Origin of the sequence: Bradyrhizobium xenonodulans (genome assembly GCF_027594865.1) — a bacterium.
GTDB lineage: Bacteria > Pseudomonadota > Alphaproteobacteria > Rhizobiales > Xanthobacteraceae > Bradyrhizobium > Bradyrhizobium xenonodulans.
Genome location: NZ_CP089391.1, coordinates 1,089,652 through 1,108,780, shown reverse-complemented (window position 1 = coordinate 1,108,780; position 19,129 = coordinate 1,089,652). Strand labels below are relative to the sequence as shown.

Sequence of the window (19,129 nt, the reverse complement as noted above, 5' to 3'; positions counted from 1 at the left end):
TTCCCATGCAATATGCACATGGCTCAGTTGCTTCCAGAGAAACCCAGATTCAGTTTCTTTGATAAGGAAATTCAATGGGTTGATAGTCATTTGCATACGAACAAGGCATGTTCGGAACTAAGTTTTCAAGTCTGTGATCGATATTTGGCCAGGGGATGACTGAGTTGAGGCAGCTGTTCCCTGCATTCAAAATACCAGGGAGCAAATCAAGTCAGCGCTGCACGCGAGGGGCGAATTGGGCTAGGCAGGAGCGAGCTTCACCCGACTTTCGTTTCGAGGATTCCGCCGTGACGGTGATCGACTTCTCCGCCTTCATCGGACGGCTCGCCACCGCGTCCGGCGAAACCATCCTGCCGTTCTTCCGCACCTCGCTGTCGGTCGACGACAAGAGCAAGACCAAGGATTTCGACCCCGTGACCGAGGCCGACCGCGCCGCGGAGGCGGTGATGCGGCGGCTGATCAAGGCCAGCTTCCCCCAGCACGGCATCGTCGGCGAGGAATTCGGCAATGAGCGCGAGGACTCGGACTATGTCTGGGTGCTCGACCCCATCGACGGCACAAAGTCGTTCATCGGGGGCTTTCCGATCTGGGGCACGCTGATCGCGCTGCTGCACAAGGGCGCGCCGGTGTTCGGCATGATGCACCAGCCTTTCATCGGCGAGCGCTTTTCAGGCGACAACGGCTCGGCGAATTACAAAGGTCCGACCAGTGAGCGCCGGCTCCAGGTCCGCCGCTGCGCCTCGCTTGCGGAGGCGACGACCTACACCACCAGCCCGCTGCTGATGAACGAGCGCGACCGCGCCATCTTCGGCCGCATCGAGCAGGGCGCGCGGCTGTCGCGCTATGGCGGCGACTGCTACTCCTATTGCATGCTGGCCGCCGGCCATGTCGATCTCGTGGTCGAGACCGAGCTGAAGCCTTACGACATCGCGGCCCTGATCCCGATCGTGACCGGCGCCGGCGGCGTCGTCACCACCTGGGAAGGCAAACCTGCCCAGGGCGGCGGCCGCATCATCGCGGCCGGCGACGCACGCGTTCACGAAGAAGCAATGAAACTGCTCAACGGATAAGCCTTTTTCGTTTGCGCATGATCTTGTCGGAAAACCGCTGCACACTTTTCCGGATCATGCTTCGAGGGCCTGTATGAAAACCCGACACACGCTCCTCCTCGCCATCCTGCTTCTGCTGCCGACGCTCGCATCCGCGCAGAATTTTCCAGCCAAGCCGATCAAGCTGATCGTGCCGTTCCCGGCCGGCGGCCCCAACGACATCATCGCCCGGGTGATCGGCCAGCGCATGTCGGAACTGTCGGGCCAGCCGGTGCTGATCGACAATCGCGGCGGCCAGGGCGGCGTGCTCGGCACCGACGCGGTCTCGAAGGCCGCGCCCGACGGCTATACCATCGCGATCTCCTCAGCCGGCGCGCTCGCGATCAGTCCGAGCATGGAGAGGGTCGCCTACGACACGGCGAGCGACCTCACGCCGGTGACGCTGGTTGCGACCGTGCCGGAAATGCTCGTCGTCGCCACCAATGTGGAGGCGAAAAACATCAGTGAGCTGATTGCGCTGGCCAAGGCGCAGCCCGGAAAGCTCAACTTCGCCTCCTCCGGCCCCGGCAGCCTGCCGCATCTCGCCGGCGCGCTGTTCAAGCTGACGGCGAAGATCGACATCGTGCACGTGCCCTATCGCGGCGCCGCGCCCGCGGTGAATGATCTGTTGGGCCAGCAGGTGCAGATGACGTTCCTCGATCTCCCCGTGCTGCTGCCGCAGGTCAAGGCCGGCGCGCTGCGGCCGATCGCGATCGGTTCCGCCGAGCGCGCACCGACCGCGCCTGAGGTGCCGACTCTTTCAGAAGCGGGTTTTCCCGATCTGCGCGTCGAGAACTGGTACGGCATGGTCGCGCCCAAGGGCACACCGAAGGAGATCGTCGCCGCGCTGCATGCCCTCGCGACCAAGGCCATGGCGGATCCCGCGGTGAAGGAAAAGCTTAGCCAGCAAGGCGCGACGCTGATCGGCGACGAGCCGGAGCATTTTCGCGCATTCATCGCCGATGAGACGAAGAAGTGGGCGAAGGTGATCAAGGACGCCGGGGTGGAGACGGCGAGATAGTCTGCCCTCACACCGCCGCCGCCCTTAAATGCTCCACCAGCATCTTCGCCGGCCGCGGCAGTGCCTTGAAGCTCCGCGCGCAGATCACGAGCTTGCGGTTGGCCCAGGCATCGCGCAGGCGGACCATCGCGAGCGGCATCAGCCTGGCGCAGCGGCGGGCGGCGGATTCGGGCACGAGTGCAACGCCGACATCGGCGGCGACCATCTGGCAGATCGCGTCGAAATCGCGCAGGCGCGCGCGAAAATGCGGGCGCATGCCAAGCCGCGCGGCGTGCTTCGAGATGTGCATCTGCAGCGCGGTGGCGCTGGTCAGCCCGACGAACTCGCAAGTCCCCGCCTCCTGGAAATCGATCTGGCGGCGGCCGGCCAGCGGGCCGCGCTTCGACGTCACCAGCGTCAGGCGATCCTCGCTGAACACGAAACGCTCGATATGATCAGGGAGCGCGTGCTCGGCGGCGAAGCCGAGATCGGCGGCACCCGCGGTGATCGCGGCCGCGATGTCGGTGCTCTCGCGCTCCTCGATGTCGATGGCGACGTCGCGATGCTCGCGCAGGAAGCCGGCCAGCGCCTTCGGCAGATGCTCCGAGAGCCCGGAGGTGTTGGCGAGAAAGTGCACGCTGGCGCGTACGCCGCTGGCAAAGCCGGCGAGATCGCCGCGCATGGCGTCGATCTGGTGGATGACGAGGCGCGCATGATCGAGCAGGCTCTCGCCCGCCGCCGTCAACTCGACACCGCGGCGCCCGCGCTTGAGCAGGGCGACGCCGAGCGCATCCTCGAGCCCCTTGATCCGTGCGCTGGCCGAGGCCAGCGCGAGATGAGACCGCTCCGCCCCGCGGGTGATGCTGCGCTGGTCGGCGACCGCGATGAAGAGCTGGAGGTCGACGAGGTCGAAGCGCATCGCAGGTCTCCTTCTTATTGTTGGAGCATGATCTAGTCGGAAAACCGCTGCCCACTTTTCCGGATCATGCTCTAGCCTTCGGCCTGAACGAAGGCTGTCTCCGTAACCTTCAGATTGTGCCCGCGTGCGGCTTCGGTCAATGTGCAGATATGATCGACCCGCTCCTCATCCTCATCGCCGCCGTCTTCCTGATCGCCGGATTCGTCAAGGGCGTGGTCGGGCTCGGCCTGCCGACCGTGTCCATGGGCCTGCTCGCGGTGAGCATGGCACCGAGCCGCGCGATCGCCATCGTGATCGTGCCCGCCATCGTCACCAATATCTGGCAGACCTTCGTCGGCCCTTACTTGCGCGACATCCTGAGGCGGCTTTGGCCGCTGATGATCGGCACCGTGATCGGATGCTGGATCAATGCCGGCGCGCTGACCGGCCCGCATGCGCGCTACGGCACGATCGTGCTCGGCGCCCTGCTCGTCATCTACGCCGTGATCGGCCTGAACAAATTCAAGTTCCACGTCGCGGCACAGAACGAAAAATGGGTCGGCGGCGTCGTCGGCGTGATCACCGGCATCATCTCGGCCTCGACCGGCGTGCAGGTGATCCCCTCGATGCCGTTCATGCAGGCGATCGGCATGGAGAAGGACGAGCTGGTGCAGGCGCTCGGCGTCTTCTTCACGACGGCGACGCTGGCGCTCGCCTTCAACCTGACGGCCGGCGGATTGCTGACACCGGCCAATGCCGTGCCGGGCGCCGTGGGCATGGCCATGGCCTTTGCCGGCATGTTCATCGGCCAGTCGGTGCGGGCACGGATGCCGGCCGAAGCATTTCGCCGCTGGTTCCTGATCGCGATGATCCTGCTCGGCCTTTATCTGGCCGGCAGCGCATTGCTGACAGAGTTCACCTGAGAGGCCTATGTCTTCGGCCCGTAGCCCGGCACCCATTTTTCATGCTGGGGCAGATCGTCCTGGATCGTCCACCACGGCGCACGCGACGAGGTGAAGACGTGCAGGCGGGGCCTCGCTTGCGGATCGTCATCGAGGAGGCCTGCGGGAATGCTGACGGTCGGCAGATAGCTCGCCTTGCCCGGGGTTAGGCAGCCGCAGGTCCTGCACCGATAGCGGAAACTCCCCGGCGCGGATTCGTAAGCCATCGTCATGTCCTCGCCCGCAACGAAGCGAAATTTGTCGGCATCGACATGGGCATAGGTGGCGAATGCCGTACCGGACAGCTTGCGGCAATTGCCGCAATGACAATGCGTGAGAGCGCGCACCCGATCGATCTCGAAACGCACGGCGCCGCACAGACAGCTTCCACGAATCATCAAACCCTCCCCACGCGGCCGGGATCGGGCGAGCCGCGCTCTGCTCCCCTCATTCGTTCGAACGAGCTACCGCGTCTCCAGCATGGCGACGCGGATGCCGAGATAGATGAAGAGGCCGCCGAGCGCGCGGTTGACCCAGGCGATCGCGCCCTCAGAGGTCCGCAAGCGATGCGCGGCCTTTGCCGCGAACGCCGCCAGCACCAGGCACCACAGCGTGCCCGTGCAGATGAAGATCAGGCCGAGGGTCAGGAAAGCGATCGGCTTGTGCGCCGAATCGGCTGCGACGAATTGCGGCAGGAACGCCAGGAAGAACAGCGCGACCTTGGGATTGAGCGCGTTGGTGAAGACGCCCTGGAGGAAGACCCGCCGCAGCGAGCTCCGCACCGGCTCGCCGATGGCCGAGGCCAGCACCGGACGTGACCACAGCATCTGAAGGCCTGTTACGACCAGATAGGCCGCACCGACCAGCTTCAGGATCGAGAACGCGGTCGACGAGGCCATCAGCAGGGCCGAAAGGCCGATCGCGGCGCCCGCAACGTGGAAAAAGCAGCCGCAACTGATGCCCAAGGCGGCAGCAGCGCCGCCGCGCCAGCCCATCTGCATGCTGCGGCCGATCACATAGACCGTATCGGGCCCCGGTGTGATGTTGAGCAGCACGCCCGACAGGATGAAGAGCCAGATTTCGTGAATGCCCAGCATGTGTGAGGTGCCCCGCCGTCCGACCGTCGGTCTCAAGGGGTGGGCTTAGTCGGTTCACCCGCCCTCGTCCACCGCCGGGATTGCGTGGGATTTACCGCGAATTTGCAATGCGGATCATACTATCGCCCGGCTGCATCTGCTCTATAAAGGCAGGGTTCTCGAAATGCGGGATTCGAGGCGGCTGCCACGCCGTGGCCGGTCGTCGATCCCTTCCAAGTCTCTTGGAGCCCCGGATTATGGAAAGACGTCTGGCCGCCATCGTCTGCGCCGATGTCGCCGGCTATTCGCGCATGATGGGCAGTGACGAGGCCGGCACCCATGCCGCCTTCAAGGCCCATCGCAGCGCGATCCACCCTATCATCCTCAACCATGGCGGCCGCGTCGTCAAAAACACCGGCGACGGCTTCCTGCTCGAGTTCCCCTCGATCGTCGGCGCCACCGAGGCGGCGATCGCGATGCAGACGCTGATGGCGGAGCGCAATCACCATCTGCCTGCCGACCGGGCCATGCAGTTCCGCCTCGGCATCCACATGGGCGACGTCATCGCCGACGAGGACGAGGTCTTCGGTGACGATGTCAACATCGCCGTCCGCCTCGAAGCCGTGGCGAGCCCCGGAGGCTTCGCGATCTCGGCCAAGGCCCATCGGGAGGCGAGCAAGCATCTCACCGTGCCGCTGACCGATGCCGGCAACCATCGCTTCAAGAACATCAGGGATGCCGTCGGGGTCTGGACCTGGACGCCCGAGGGCGCGCCGGCGCTGGCCCCCGAGCTCCGGGAGGCCTCCGCTCTCTCGCAGCAGTACCGCACCGCGATCGTCGGCGTGCTGCCCTTCGCCAATCTCAGCGACGCCCAGGACGAATATTTCTCCGACGGCCTCACCGAGGATTTGATCCACGCGCTGTCGCTGCAATCCTTCTATCGCGTGCTGAGCCGCAACTCGACCTTCGCCTTCAAGGGCAAGAACACGAGCACGCGCCTGATCGCGCGCGAGATCGACGCCACCTATCTGATCCAGGGCTCGGTGCGGCGCGCCGGCGCCAAGATCCGCGTCACCGCCGAGCTGATCGCGCCGGAGACCGGCGAGCAGCTCTGGACCGGCCGCTACGACCGCGACATCGGCGACCTGTTCGCGATGCAGGATGAGATCACCACCAACCTGTCCGCGGCCATCGCCACCGAGATCGTCAGGGCGGAGGCCTCGGCGCCGGCGCGGCTCTCGACCGACGTGACCGCCTGGGACCGCTTCCTCAAGGGGCTGTCACACTACTACCGGCAGACCAAAGAGGACCTGGCCACCGCCGTCGACCTGTTCCGGGAGGCCATCGCGGTCGATTCCAAACTGTCGATCGCCCACGCCTATCTCGCCACGATCCAGATCCAGAGCATTCAGTTCGGCTGGGTCAAAGGCACGCGCGAGATGTGGGCCGAGGCGATGAACCTCGCCGAGACCAGCGTCCGGCTCGACCCGCGCTCCTCCTTCGCATTCTCGATCCTGTCCTGGGCCCACGCCATGGAGGGGCATTACGAGGCCGCGATGGACGCCGCCAAGCGCGCGGTTGCCCTCAACCCCTACGACAATGGCGCGCGCGGCGTGCTCGGCATCTGCCATTTCGTCATCGGCGAGCACCGCGAGGCGATCGAGCTGTTCTCGATGGCCGCGCAGCGCGACAACAGCGACCCGCGCTACCAATGGGCCGCGCTGAACGCCTTCAGCCATTATCTGCTGAGGCAATACGACGCGACGCTGTCCTGGGCCCGCGAGCAGCTCTACATCAACCCGAACCACATGCAGGCGCTGGCGATCCGCGCCGCGGCGCTGGCACAGTTGCGCCGGGACGATGAGGCGACCGAGGCCACCGCCGTGCTCATGGGCCACTACCCGACCCTGAATGTCGATCGTCACTTGCGCAATTTCCACTGGAAGCGGCCCGAGGACCTCGCCCATTACCGCGAGGGGCTCCTGAATGCGGGTGTGCCGCTCGGCAAGCTGACCCTGGTCCAGAGCGACGTCAAACGCGCCGCCGAGTCCTGACATCCGGGCAGCGTTCTCTCAACAGTCCTTTGGCGACCTCGCGCCGGCTCTTATTGACACGACAGTGAATTCCGCCACACTTCGCTACACGCTGAAGTAGTATAAGCTGCTGCCGGTTTGTTAGGACTTTTTCGCGCTTGATCGGCGCGCATTTCACGATTCGCCGTTTTCAGGATTTTGGGCCATGAACGACCCCGCCTCGAAGCCCCCCTTCGATCCCTCGATCCAGGTCTCGCCAGATAATCCCTGCCCCTTCCTACGCGGCCTAGTCGGCGAAGGTTTCGTCGACGGCGGCACCGTCCCGCTCCGGACGCTGTCGCAAACCATCGCGAATGCGAGCGGCGAGACCGGGCTGAAGAAGACCTCGGCCCGCATCCAGGTCCGCGGTGTTGCACTCATCGCCAACGGCGCCTGTCACATCCTGCAAAGCATCTTCTGGGGCGCGCAGCTCAACAGGCTGCGCGGCGGCCCGCTCGACAAGCTCGGTGCCGGCTCGCGCATCCTCGGCGTCGACGGGCGCGTCAACGAGGACGAGATCGCGCGGCTCGCCAGTTTCGGCAGCACCTATGCCGATCCCGATGGCGGCACCGAAACCGGGCTCAACGCCTCGCAAATCCAGACCTTCATGGACGACAATCTCAAGCGCGCCGGCAATCAGTCGCGCTGGTACTACCGGATCCTGATGAAGTTCGAGTGGCCAATCCTGCTCAAGATCATCGGCAAGGGTCAGGGTGACGACCGCTATCTCAGCGTGGCCGAGGTCAGGACATTGTTCAACGAGCGCAAATTCCCCGATAGGATCACCCAGCGGGTCGTCAGCCAGCCGGTCACCCCGCCCTCGCTGATCTTGCGCGCGGCCGGCGGCCTCGTCGCCGCGCTCCTCGTCTTTGGCGTCGTGGCGCTGCGCTTTCCCGATCAATTCCAGCCGATGCTGCCCGGCATCCTCGGCGACCTGGTGGCGCCGCCATTGCCCAAGCACGTCGAACCCCGGGCTGCGTACTGGCTCGAGCAAAACTGGGCGCTGGAGGACCGGCACTGGTTTCATCACGCCAGCCAGGGCACCGCGACCTTCCCGGTGCCCTACAACTGGTTCATGGCACTCGAGCAGCCACGGCTTCATTTCTTCGCCAAGCCCGGGATGCTGCATGACAGCGACCATCTGCAGCGCTTCGGCTTCATTCCGAGCCCGCAGACGATCAACACCGACGACGCCACGCTGCGCCGGTTCGGCTATGCCAACGTCTACGACAAGACCAAGCCGGTGCCGGCGCGGCTTTGGGATCCGCCGGTCAACTGGGGCGCCCAGGCTGAAAACGTCGACGGCCTGCCCGTCGGCTTTGCCCGCATGACCGGCGTGCCCGATCCCGCGACCGGCCAGATCGGCGAGGACCGGATCGGCCTGACCTGCGCCGCCTGCCACACCGGCCAGATCCACTACAAGGGCATCGACATCCGCTTCGACGGCGGACCGGCAATGACCGACCTCAGGAAGCTCGAGGTCACGACCGGCCTGTCGATCGCCTACACGCTGCTCGTGCCGGGCCGCTTCACGCGCTTTGCCGACCGCGTGCTCGGCGCCTCCGCCAGCGATGCGGATCGCGATGCGCTGAAGCAGAAGCTGCGTGCGATCGAAACGTTCCTGGTCGACTGGGAGAAGACCTACGCGAAAACCATCGACGGCAAGACGAGGCTCAACCCGAAAACGAAGCAGGAAGAAAAGCAGCAGGACACCGAGGAAGGTTATGGCCGCCTCGACGCGCTCAACCGCATCGGCAACCAGGTTTTCTCCCAGGACATGGCGCTCAGTGGCCTCAGCGGCTTCGAGAAGAACCTGCATGCCAAGGACGCGCCAGTCAGCTTCCCGCCGATCTGGACCGTGCCCTGGCTCAAATTCGCGCAATATGACGCGTCCATCGAACAACCGCTGATCCGCAACGCCGGCGAAGCGCTGGGCGTGACCGCGCTGCTCAATCTGTCCGACAATACACCCAAGGACACGCTGTTCCGCTCGTCGATGGACATCAAGAATCTGAACTGGATCGAGGATCTGCTGAAGGGCTCGGCGCCCTATCCGAAAAAGCAGCTCTCCGGACTGACATCGCCGAAATGGCCGTCGGACGTCTTCGGCGATAATGCCTGGAAGATCGATGACGACCGCGTCAAACGCGGCCGCAAGCTCTATGCGGAGATCTGCGCCGAATGCCATCTCGGGCCGGTCAACGATCCCAAGTTCGACACCGAATTTCCCGACCAGAGCATCTGGTCCTCGTCACGGTGGGAGGCCATCGGCGACGACAAATTTTTGAATGAGGTCCAGAAAAGCGTCAAAGGCATGGGGACCGACCCCGCCCAGGCCGGTGTGCTGGCGACGCGGACGGTTCAGGTGCCGGGCTTTCTCAAGCTCGATCCCACGCAAAATCTCAATGCCTGGTGGACCTGCAATCTGCCGGATATTTCTTCGACCGACATGCCGTACTCGCTCGGCCTGATGGTGCTCGTCGACATCGTCAGCCGCAAGGCAATGGACGATGCCAAGATCCCCCCGAAGGTTCAGCAGGCCTGGTGGGGTAAGCGCCAGAACTGCCCCAATCCCGGTCCGCAACCGCCCGACAAGACGGAGCCGGGGCCCTGGTATCGCGCGCGCCCGCTCAACGGCGTCTGGGCCACCGCGCCTTACCTCCACAACGGATCGGTGCCCTCGCTCTACTGGATGCTGAGGCCCGCGGCCGATCGCCCCAAATCATTCTGCATGGGTGGCGGTCGCGACTACGATCCGAAGCAGGTTGGCTTCGCGGTCGTCGACGGCGAGAGCTGCAAGACCGGGCAGTCGCGCTTCTCGACGCGCGCGTCTGACGGCACCGAGCTGTTCGGCAACAGCAATGCCGGCCACTCGTTCGATGGCACGCCAGGCCCCGGCAAGGACGGCACCATCGGCCGCGTGCTCCAAGAGCAGGAGCGCTACGATTTGATCGAGTATCTGAAGACGCTGTGAGCTGCTTTCTTACCTCTCCCCGCTTGCGGGGAGAGGTCGGACTGCATCCACACCGTCATTGCGAGCGCAGCGAAGCAATCCAGACTGTCCCCGCGGAGATAGTCTGGATTGCTTCGTCGCAAGCGCTCCTCGCAATGACGGAGAATGGGGAGGCTCCACGCGTCCAATTCTCACCGCTCTCGCGGAGACTTCCCCTCACTTGAACAGCGGCGTGCCCGGCACGAAGGCGTCGAAGGCGGCCCAGAACTGGGAGCGGTAACGGTCCTGCTCCTGGAGGATCTCGTGCTTGGCGCCGGCGATCACGAGATGGGAGCCGGCACGCAAATGATAGGCGAACTCCTCGATCGCCGCGGTCGAGACCACGGCATCGTTGGAGGCCGCCAGCATCAGGATCGGCTGGCGGATCTCGGAAGGATAATTTTTGCCCTTGAAAGTGTTCATCGCGCGGAAGGCGCTGTCGGCCCAGGCCACCGTCGGTGATGCGAGCCCCAGCGTCGGGTCCTCCTCCAGGATCGCGGCATTGCGCGCATAGCGCACGGGATCGCTGGTGAGGGGATTGTTGATGAAGGGCTCGAGACCGGTGATGCGGTCGCCGCCGCCGGGAACATAGCGGCCGCCCATCCCCATCCAGCGCATCGTCTTCAGAAGCGCCCGCGCCGGGAACGAGGTGGTGCGGCCGGGCAGGTCGATCATCGGCGCCGACAGCACCATGCGGTCGAACCAGCGCTTGCCCGCATGCGCGATGCGCAGCATCACGGTGCCGCCCATGGAGTGCGCGAGCGCGAAGAACGGCGGTGGGCAATCCGGCAGCACCACCTGCTGCACGAAGGTCTCGACGTCGATCTCGAAATCGGAGAAGTCGCGGACATAGCCCTTGCGCGGATCGCGCAGGCGGCGCGAGGAGTGGCCCTGCCCACGCCAGTCGATCATCGCCACCGCGAAGCCGCGGTCGCGCAAATCGCGCACGGTCTCGAAATATTTCTCGATCTGCTCGCTGCGCCCGGTGAAGACGCAGACCGTGCCCTTGCGGTTCGCCGGCGGCGCCCAGCGTGCAAAGCGAAGCTCGGCGCCATCGGGGGTCTTGATGGTGCCGCTGACGACGTCTTCGGGAACGGGATTGGACGGAATCGAGACCAGCGTCATGGGCGGGAAGGACTGCAAATCAAGGGGCTAAAAGCGCCGAAAAGGCGCAAATGCCGCCCTCTTGAACGCCGTCTCGTCCCACCCATATCATTTTCGTGCAGGCCGCTACCAGTGTTTCGGAACCGGAACATCAGGCTGCACACAGACTAAAGCCCGGCCCGATTGGCGGGCGGGTTACCAACAGTCGCTCAATGGAGGACTTGACCATGCGTACCTACGACCTGACCCCCTTCTATCGTTCCACCGTCGGCTTCGACCGCCTCTTCAACCTGCTCGACCAGGCCGGTTCGGACGGCAGCCCCGGTTATCCCCCCTACAACATCGAGCGCACCGGCGAGAACGACTACCGCATCACCGTTGCGGTCTCGGGCTTTGCCAAGGACGAGCTCTCCATCGTCGCGAAGGAAAACACGCTGACGATCAAGGGCGAGAAAGTCGCCAACGAGAACTCGAAGTCCGAAGTGCTCTATCGCGGCATCGCCGCGCGTGCCTTCGAGCGCGCCTTCCAGCTTGCCGACTTCGTGCAGGTGAAGGACGCCTCGCTCGAGAACGGTCTGCTTCACGTCGACCTCGTCCGCGAGATTCCCGAGGCGAAGAAGCCGCGCCAGATCGCGATCAACACCAGCGCGCCGAAGGCGCAGGTGATCGAGAGCTCTGTCGCCGCCTAAGCACGCACGCCACTTCCAGGTTTGAGAAAACGCCCCGGTGCCCCGGGGCGTTTTTTTTGCGTGTTCAATCGTTGGCTCGTGAAAAGCGGCGAGTCATCGGCTGGTTTTCGGTTGAACTGGAAATACAGCTTGGCCCTATCGTTCTACGTTGCCCCGGCATTGCGTAAGCTCCCCTGTGCGCCTCGTGCGTGCCCATCAGGACGCTCGTCACAGATCAGTGACCAGCGTAACGCCGTCGCCCCGCGCACCGTCCTTTGGATGTCGAACACAAGATGAGACGGAGAACAATCATGACACTTTGGCGCAGCCTTTTCGTCGCCGCGAGCCTGCTGGCGGCCCCCCTCAGCCTCGCCCACGCGCAGACACCGCAGATGGTGAAAGCGAAGAACGTCGTGCTGGTGCACGGCGCCTGGGCCGACGGCTCGAGCTGGTCCGAGGTGATTCCGATTCTCCAGGCCGCAGGCTTGCATGTGACCGCCGTGCAGAATCCGCTGTCGTCGCTTGCGGACTCCGTCGAAGCGACCAAGCGTGCGCTGGCCGAGCAGGACGGACCGACCGTGCTGGTCGCGCATTCCTGGGGCGGCACCGTGATCAGCCAGGTCGGCAACGACCCGAAGGTCACCGGCCTCGTCTATGTCGCGGCACGCGCGCCCGATGCGAACGAGGATTTCGTCGCGCTGTCGAAGCAATTTCCGACCGGCCCTGTGCGCGCCGGCATCGTCGAGCACGACGGCGACACCAAGCTGTCGGAAGACGCTTTCCTGAAGTACTTTGCAAATGGCGTGAAGCCCGAGCAGGCCAAGGAGCTCTACGCCGTGCAATGGCCGACGGCCGCCTCGATCTTCGCCGGCCGTACCACGGAAGCGGCGTGGCACGCCAAGCCGAGCTGGTACGCCGTGTCGAAGAACGACTACACCATCAATCCCGATCTCGAACGCTTCCTCGCCAAGCGCATGAACGCCACCACGGTCGAGCTCGACGCCGGCCACCTCTCGCTGGTGTCGCATCCGAAGGAGGTCGCGAATTTGATCCTGGAAGCTGCGGGGTATCCGCGCAGCTGAGGTTCAGTCGCCGTCACGCAAAAGCGCCCGACATTTTCGGGCGCTTTTTGTTTTGTCCAACTCTCTCCGCGATGTCGTCCCTGCCAACGCAGGGCGTGATGGACGCTATCGCGTCAAACGATCAGCGCGCTAATCCAGCCCCTGGGCCGCCGGCATGTCCTGCGTCGGCAGGATGGTCGGCGCCGGCTTGGCCTGACCGACGGTTGCCGCGGCGGCTTCGGCGGGCTTGGCCTGCACGGCGGCGGTCTGCTGCGTGGGCTGAGCCTGCGGCACTGGTGCCTGTACCGCCTGGGCCTGCGGCGCAGGCTCGGCCGGCTTGGCGGCGGCGACCGGCGCCTCGCCACGATGCGGCGCGGCCTTGGGCAGCGGCACGGTGCGGCTGGCGACATGCGGGATCGGGGCAGGCGGGCGCGGTGGGCCGTTTCGGACCATGGTCGGTGGCGGCAGCGCGCTTTGCGGGCGGTAAGGTGCAACCGCAGGCGCCTCGAAATCCGGGGCCATGCCGTAGGCATCCGCATTCGGCACGAAGCGCAAGATTCGTCCGTCGCGGGCATCGATCACCAGCCGGCCGTCGTCGCCGCGGCGGTCGATCACCGCGATGGTGTAGACGCCGCCGCGCAGGCGCGGGATGCCGAGCGGCGAGAAGCCGTTTTCACGCAGCACCGCGTAGACCTCGGTGGACGGCAGCATCGGCGCCGGACCGCGTTCCTCATAGCCATAACCGTAGCCGTGGCCGTAACCATAGCCCTGGCCGTAACGCGGCGGTGGTGGCGGTGCGGCGTCCGGCGGCGCATAGGGGCCGTCGAAATCCGACACGGCGATGGCCCCGCCGGCGATACCGCTCGCCGGAACTTGCGCTTGAGCTACGGTCGCAGCCAGCGCCAGCGTGGCCGCAGCCACACATCCTGTGAAAAACTTCATGGTCGACACGCTCCTGTCAGGCCCCCGAATGCCTCGCGCTCTTTCGCTTCTTGCGGCGTGGCGCGCCTTTCGAAGGGCTGATCCGAAGCTTCATTCGGGATTTCGGCGTCCACAGGGCCGGATCAGGGCGCGTTTGCTTCAAAACCGGGGCTGCGCAACTTTCGGAAAGCGATTGATTGACATATCGGGAATCGGGACTTCCGCGCGCTTGTGTGATAGACAAAAATTTGGCAAGGTGATGTTTAGGACAGGAAGACTGTCTTAATTTTGCTTGCAGTTCCGGCATACGGATTGCAACGAAAGTCGGTGCTCTCGAGCGCCAAGAAGGCAACAGGCAAAGCCGTTCTCGGGGACGAAGAACGCCTTGGCCTGAATTTAAGAAAATGCGGCTCGCAACGGACGAGCGGTGACCCAGAGGCGGGTGCCGCGGAACGCCCAAGGTGCGCCGAAGAGAGCGGTGAGGCAGCTTGCCGCATGGAGAGGACGAGGACATGAACGGGTCGCAATTCGAGCGCGCAAACATCGTGGCAGAAGAGCTGTCGGCGACGGTCGCCTCGAAAACGACCGATCCGATTCAGGAACACAATTCGCGCCCACCGGCCGTTGGCCTCTACGATCCGAGCCTGGAGAAGGACAGCTGCGGCGTCGGCTTCATCGCCAACATCAAGGGCAAGAAGTCGCACGAGATCGTCGCTGACGCGCTCAGCATTCTCTGCAACCTCGAGCATCGCGGCGCCGTCGGCGCCGACCCGCGCGCCGGTGACGGCGCCGGCATCCTGGTGCAGATCCCGCACGCCTTCTTCAGCCGCAAGGCGAAAGATCTCGGCTTCACGCTGCCCAATCCCGGCGAATACGCCATCGGCGCGCTGTTCATGCCGCGCGACACCGCCTGGCGCAACGTCATCAAGAGCATCATCGCCGACCAGATCAAGGAAGAGGGCCTGATCCTGCTCGGCTGGCGCGACGTGCCGACCGACAATTCCTCGCTCGGCGTTACCGTGAAGCCGACCGAGCCCGCCTGCATGCAGGTGTTCATCGGCCGCAACGGCACCGCCAAGACCGAGGACGAGTTCGAGCGCCGGCTCTATATCCTGCGCAAGTCGATCTCGCAGGCGATCTACCAGCGCCGCGACCGCGGGCTCGCGGGCTATTACCCCTGCTCGATGTCCTGCCGCACCGTGATCTACAAGGGCATGTTCCTCGCCGACCAGCTCGGCAAGTACTATCCCGACCTGCACGAAAAGGACTTCGAGAGCGCGCTGGCGCTCGTTCACCAGCGCTTCTCGACCAACACATTCCCGGCGTGGTCGCTGGCGCATCCCTATCGCATGATCGCGCATAACGGCGAGATCAACACGCTGCGCGGCAACACCAACTGGATGGCGGCGCGCCAGGCCTCGGTGAGCTCCGAACTCTACGGCAAGGACATCAACCGGCTCTGGCCGATCTCCTACGAAGGCCAGTCGGACACCGCCTGCTTCGACAACGCGCTCGAATTCCTGGTGCAGGGTGGCTACTCGCTGCCGCACGCCGTCATGATGATGATTCCGGAGGCGTGGGCCGGTAATCCCTTGATGGATGAGAAGCGCCGCGCCTTCTACGAATATCACGCCGCGCTGATGGAGCCGTGGGACGGCCCCGCCGCGATCGCCTTCACCGACGGCCGCCAGATCGGCGCCACGCTCGACCGCAACGGCCTGCGGCCGGCGCGCTACCTCGTGACCAGGGACGACCGCATTGTGATGGCGTCCGAGATGGGCGTGCTGACGATCCCCGAGGACCAGATCATCACCAAGTGGCGCCTGCAGCCCGGCAAGATGCTGCTGGTCGACCTCGAACAGGGCCGCCTGATCCCGGACGACGAGATCAAGGCCGAGCTCGCCAAGAGCCATCCCTACAAGGAGTGGCTGGAGCGGACCCAGATCGTGCTGGAAGAGCTGCCGAAGGTGGCAACCACCGGCGTGCGCTCCAACCTATCGCTTTTGGATCGCCAGCAGGCGTTCGGCTACAGCCAGGAAGACATCTCCATCCTGATGACGCCGATGGCCTCCACCGGCGAGGAAGCCGCGGGCTCAATGGGCAACGACACGCCGATCTCGGCGCTGTCGGACAAGGCCAAGCCGCTGTTCACCTACTTCAAGCAGAATTTCGCGCAGGTCACCAACCCGCCGATCGATCCGATTCGCGAGGAACTGGTGATGAGCCTCGTCTCCATCATCGGGCCGCGGCCGAACCTGTTCGACTTGCAAGGCCTGGCCACCACCAAGCGCCTCGAAGCGCGCCAGCCGATCCTGACCGACGCGGATCTCGAGAAGATCCGCTCGATCTCCGACGTCGCCGAGTCGCACTTCAAGTCGCGCACGCTCGACACCACCTTCCACGCCGGTCTCGGCGCGGCGGGCATGGACCAGGTGCTGGACGAGCTCTGCGCGCGCGCCGAAAGCGCGGTGCGCGAGGGCGTCAACATCATCATCCTGTCCGATCGCATGGTCGGCACCGACCGGGTTCCGATCCCGTCGCTGCTGGCCTGCGCCGCCGTGCACCACCATCTGATCCGCACGGGCTTGCGCACCTCGGTCGGCCTCGTCGTCGAATCCGGCGAGCCGCGCGAAGTGCATCACTTCGCCTGTCTGGCCGGCTACGGCGCCGAAGCGATCAATCCTTATCTGGCGTTCGAAACCATCATCGCGATGAAGGACCGCCTGCCCGGCTCGCTCGACGACTACGAGATCGTCAAGCGCTACATCAAGTCGATCGGCAAGGGCCTTCTGAAGGTGATGTCCAAGATGGGCATCTCGACCTACCAATCCTATTGCGGCGCGCAGATCTTCGACGCGGTCGGTCTCAAGGCCGACTTCGTGGCCAAGTTCTTCGCCGGCACGCACACCCGCGTCGAGGGTGTCGGTCTCGGCGAGATCGCCGAAGAAGCCGTGCGCCGTCATGCCGACGCGTTCGGCGAGGCGCTGGTCTACAAGACCTCGCTCGATGTCGGCGGCGAATATGCCTATCGCAGCCGCGGCGAGGATCATGCCTGGACGGCGGAGTCGGTTGGCCTGCTCCAGCATGCCGCCCGCGGCAATTCGCTGGAGCGCTACCGCGCCTTCGCAAAGATCCTCAACGAGCAGTCGGAGCGGCTTCTGACGCTGCGCGGCCTGTTCCGGATCAAGAACGCGGACGAAGAGAAGCGCAAGCCCGTGCCGCTCGACCAGGTCGAGCCGGCCAAGGACATCGTCAAGCGCTTCGCCACCGGCGCGATGAGCTTCGGCTCGATCTCGCGCGAGGCGCACACCACGCTCGCGATCGCCATGAACCGGATCGGCGGCAAGTCGAACACCGGTGAAGGCGGCGAGGAAGCCGACCGCTTCAAGCCGATGCCGAATGGCGATTCCATGCGCTCGGCGATCAAGCAGGTTGCCTCGGGCCGCTTCGGCGTCACCACGGAGTATCTCGTCAACTCCGACATGATGCAGATCAAGATGGCGCAGGGTGCCAAGCCCGGCGAAGGCGGCCAGTTGCCCGGCCACAAGGTCGACGCCACCATCGCCAAGGTCCGGCACTCGACCCCGGGCGTCGGCCTGATCTCGCCGCCGCCGCACCACGACATCTACTCGATCGAGGATCTGGCGCAGCTCATCTACGACCTCAAGAACGTCAACCCGACGGGCGACGTCTCGGTCAAGCTCGTCTCCGAGATCGGCGTCGGCACCGTTGCCGCGGGCGTCGCCAAGGCGCGCGCCGACCACGTCACCATCGCGGGCTTCGAGGGCGGCACCGGCGCTTCGCCGCTGACCTCGATCAAGCACGCCGGCTCGCCGTGGGAGATTGGACTTGCCGAAACCCACCAGACGCTGGTGCGCGAGCGGCTGCGCAGCCGCATCGTGGTCCAGGTCGACGGCGGCTTCCGCACCGGCCGTGACGTCGTGATCGGCGCGCTGCTGGGCGCCGACGAATTCGGCTTCGCCACCGCCCCCTTGATTGCGGCCGGCTGCATCATGATGCGCAAGTGCCATCTCAACACCTGCCCGGTCGGCGTCGCCACCCAGGATCCGGTCCTGCGCAAGCGCTTCACCGGCCAGCCCGAGCACGTCATCAACTACTTCTTCTTCGTCGCGGAGGAAGTCCGCGAGATCATGGCGAGCCTCGGGTTCCGCAGCTTCAACGAGATGATCGGCCAGGTGCAGCTGCTCGACCAGACCAAGCTGGTCGCGCACTGGAAGGCCAAGGGGCTCGACTTCTCGAAACTGTTCGTCAAGCAGAAGGAAGAGAAGGGCCAAAAGATCTATCACTCCGAGCGCCAGAACCATCATCTGGAGGCGGTGCTCGACCGTACGCTGATCGAGAAGGCGCAGCCCGCGCTCGATCGCGGTGCGCCGGTGAAGATCGAGGCCACCATCAACAGCACCAACCGCTCTGCGGGTGCGATGCTGTCGGGTGCGGTCGCCAAGATCTACGGCCATGCCGGCCTGCCGCAGGACACCATCCACGTCAGCCTCAAGGGCACCGCGGGCCAGGCTTTTGGCGCGTGGCTTGCGAACGGCGTCACCTTCGAGCTCGAGGGTGAAGGCAACGACTATGTCGGCAAGGGCCTCTCGGGCGGCAAGATCATCGTCAAGCCGCCGGCCAACAGCGGCATCGTGCCGGAAGAGTCCATCATCGTCGGCAACACCGTGATGTACGGCGCCATTCAGGGCGAGTGCTACTTCCGCGGTATCGCCGGCGAACGTTTTGCCGTGCGCAATTCGGGCGCGGTGGCCGTGGTCGAAGGCGCCGGCGATCATTGCTGCGAATACATGACCGGCGGCATCGTGGTCGTGCTCGGCAAGACCGGGCGCAACTTCGCGGCCGGCATGTCCGGCGGCATCGCCTATGTGCTCGACGAGGCCGGCGACTTCGACAAGCTCTGCAACATGGCGATGGTCGAGCTCGAGCCGGTGCTGTCGGAGGAGCTGATCAACGCCGGCACCTATCACCACTCCGGTGACCTCGAGGCGCACGGCCGGGTCGACGTGTTCAAGGACCTGCTCGACTCCGACGTCGAGCGCCTGCACGTCCTGATCACGCGCCACGCCAAAGCGACCGGCTCCAAGCGCGCCGCCGACATCCTTGCCAATTGGAAGGGATGGCTGCCCAAATTCCGCAAGGTGATGCCGGTCGAGTACCGGCGCGCACTGCGCGAAATGGCCGCCAACGCGGACGCCGAGCCGAAAATCGCGATCGGGGCGTAGGGAAAAAGCCTCATGGTGAGGAGGCGCGAAGCGCCGTCTCGAACCATGAGACAGCCATCCGG

At 64.9% G+C, this 19,129-nt stretch carries 13 protein-coding genes; 8 read left to right on the top strand and 5 right to left on the bottom strand.

Annotated features, from left to right (window positions below):
* Window positions 1–287: 287 nt before the first annotated feature.
* Entirely contained in the window at window positions 288–1,070 is a 783-nt protein-coding gene (gene hisN, locus I3J27_RS05230; protein WP_270166027.1) for a histidinol-phosphatase, read from the top strand.
* A 73-nt stretch (window positions 1,071–1,143) separates the two neighbouring features.
* The gene (locus I3J27_RS05225) at window positions 1,144–2,109 is read left to right on the top strand and encodes a Bug family tripartite tricarboxylate transporter substrate binding protein (protein WP_270166025.1); all 966 of its coding nucleotides are present in this window, start codon (window positions 1,144–1,146) and stop codon (window positions 2,107–2,109) included.
* Between the two features lie 7 nt (window positions 2,110–2,116).
* Here I3J27_RS05225 and I3J27_RS05220 read toward each other — a convergent pair whose 3' ends face one another.
* Window positions 2,117–3,007 carry a LysR substrate-binding domain-containing protein gene (locus I3J27_RS05220; protein WP_270166023.1) on the bottom strand — a complete coding sequence of 297 codons (891 nt, stop codon included), beginning with the start codon at window positions 3,005–3,007 and terminating at the stop codon, window positions 2,117–2,119.
* 149 nt (window positions 3,008–3,156) lie between these two features.
* Between I3J27_RS05220 and I3J27_RS05215 the strand changes: the two genes are divergently transcribed.
* Complete coding sequence (locus I3J27_RS05215) at window positions 3,157–3,909, top strand: sulfite exporter TauE/SafE family protein (protein WP_270166021.1); 753 nt, start codon at window positions 3,157–3,159, stop codon at window positions 3,907–3,909.
* Between the two features lie 5 nt (window positions 3,910–3,914).
* On the opposite strand, the gene I3J27_RS05210 is transcribed toward I3J27_RS05215, so the two are convergent.
* On the bottom strand, window positions 3,915–4,325 hold the full coding sequence (locus I3J27_RS05210) for a GFA family protein (protein WP_270166019.1): 411 nt from the start codon (window positions 4,323–4,325) through the stop codon (window positions 3,915–3,917).
* A 66-nt stretch (window positions 4,326–4,391) separates the two neighbouring features.
* Window positions 4,392–5,024 (bottom strand): LysE family translocator, encoded by a 633-nt coding sequence (locus tag I3J27_RS05205; RefSeq protein WP_270166017.1) that lies wholly within the window; start codon window positions 5,022–5,024, stop codon window positions 4,392–4,394.
* 236 nt (window positions 5,025–5,260) lie between these two features.
* Between I3J27_RS05205 and I3J27_RS05200 the strand changes: the two genes are divergently transcribed.
* Both I3J27_RS05200 and I3J27_RS05195 read left to right on the top strand, forming a co-directional pair.
* The gene (locus tag I3J27_RS05200) at window positions 5,261–7,057 is read left to right on the top strand and encodes an adenylate/guanylate cyclase domain-containing protein (protein ID WP_270166015.1); all 1,797 of its coding nucleotides are present in this window, start codon (window positions 5,261–5,263) and stop codon (window positions 7,055–7,057) included.
* 184 nt (window positions 7,058–7,241) lie between these two features.
* Window positions 7,242–10,049 (top strand): di-heme-cytochrome C peroxidase, encoded by a 2,808-nt coding sequence (locus I3J27_RS05195; RefSeq protein WP_270166013.1) that lies wholly within the window; start codon window positions 7,242–7,244, stop codon window positions 10,047–10,049.
* A 195-nt stretch (window positions 10,050–10,244) separates the two neighbouring features.
* On the opposite strand, the gene I3J27_RS05190 is transcribed toward I3J27_RS05195, so the two are convergent.
* Window positions 10,245–11,192, bottom strand: coding sequence for an alpha/beta fold hydrolase (locus I3J27_RS05190; protein ID WP_270166011.1), 948 nt, complete (start codon window positions 11,190–11,192; stop codon window positions 10,245–10,247).
* Between the two features lie 206 nt (window positions 11,193–11,398).
* Here I3J27_RS05190 and I3J27_RS05185 point away from each other — a divergent pair, with 206 nt between their 5' ends.
* Both I3J27_RS05185 and I3J27_RS05180 read left to right on the top strand, forming a co-directional pair.
* Window positions 11,399–11,860: an Hsp20 family protein gene (locus I3J27_RS05185; protein ID WP_270166009.1), complete on the top strand. Its 462-nt coding sequence runs from the start codon at window positions 11,399–11,401 to the stop codon at window positions 11,858–11,860.
* 290 nt (window positions 11,861–12,150) lie between these two features.
* Entirely contained in the window at window positions 12,151–12,921 is a 771-nt protein-coding gene (locus I3J27_RS05180) for an alpha/beta fold hydrolase (RefSeq protein WP_270166007.1), read from the top strand.
* Window positions 12,922–13,050: 129 nt separating this feature from the next.
* Here I3J27_RS05180 and I3J27_RS05175 read toward each other — a convergent pair whose 3' ends face one another.
* Entirely contained in the window at window positions 13,051–13,842 is a 792-nt protein-coding gene (locus I3J27_RS05175; RefSeq protein WP_270166004.1) for a hypothetical protein, read from the bottom strand.
* Window positions 13,843–14,333: 491 nt separating this feature from the next.
* Between I3J27_RS05175 and gltB the strand changes: the two genes are divergently transcribed.
* Window positions 14,334–19,067 carry a glutamate synthase large subunit gene (gene gltB, locus I3J27_RS05170; RefSeq protein WP_270166002.1) on the top strand — a complete coding sequence of 1,578 codons (4,734 nt, stop codon included), beginning with the start codon at window positions 14,334–14,336 and terminating at the stop codon, window positions 19,065–19,067.
* Window positions 19,068–19,129: the final 62 nt, after the last annotated feature.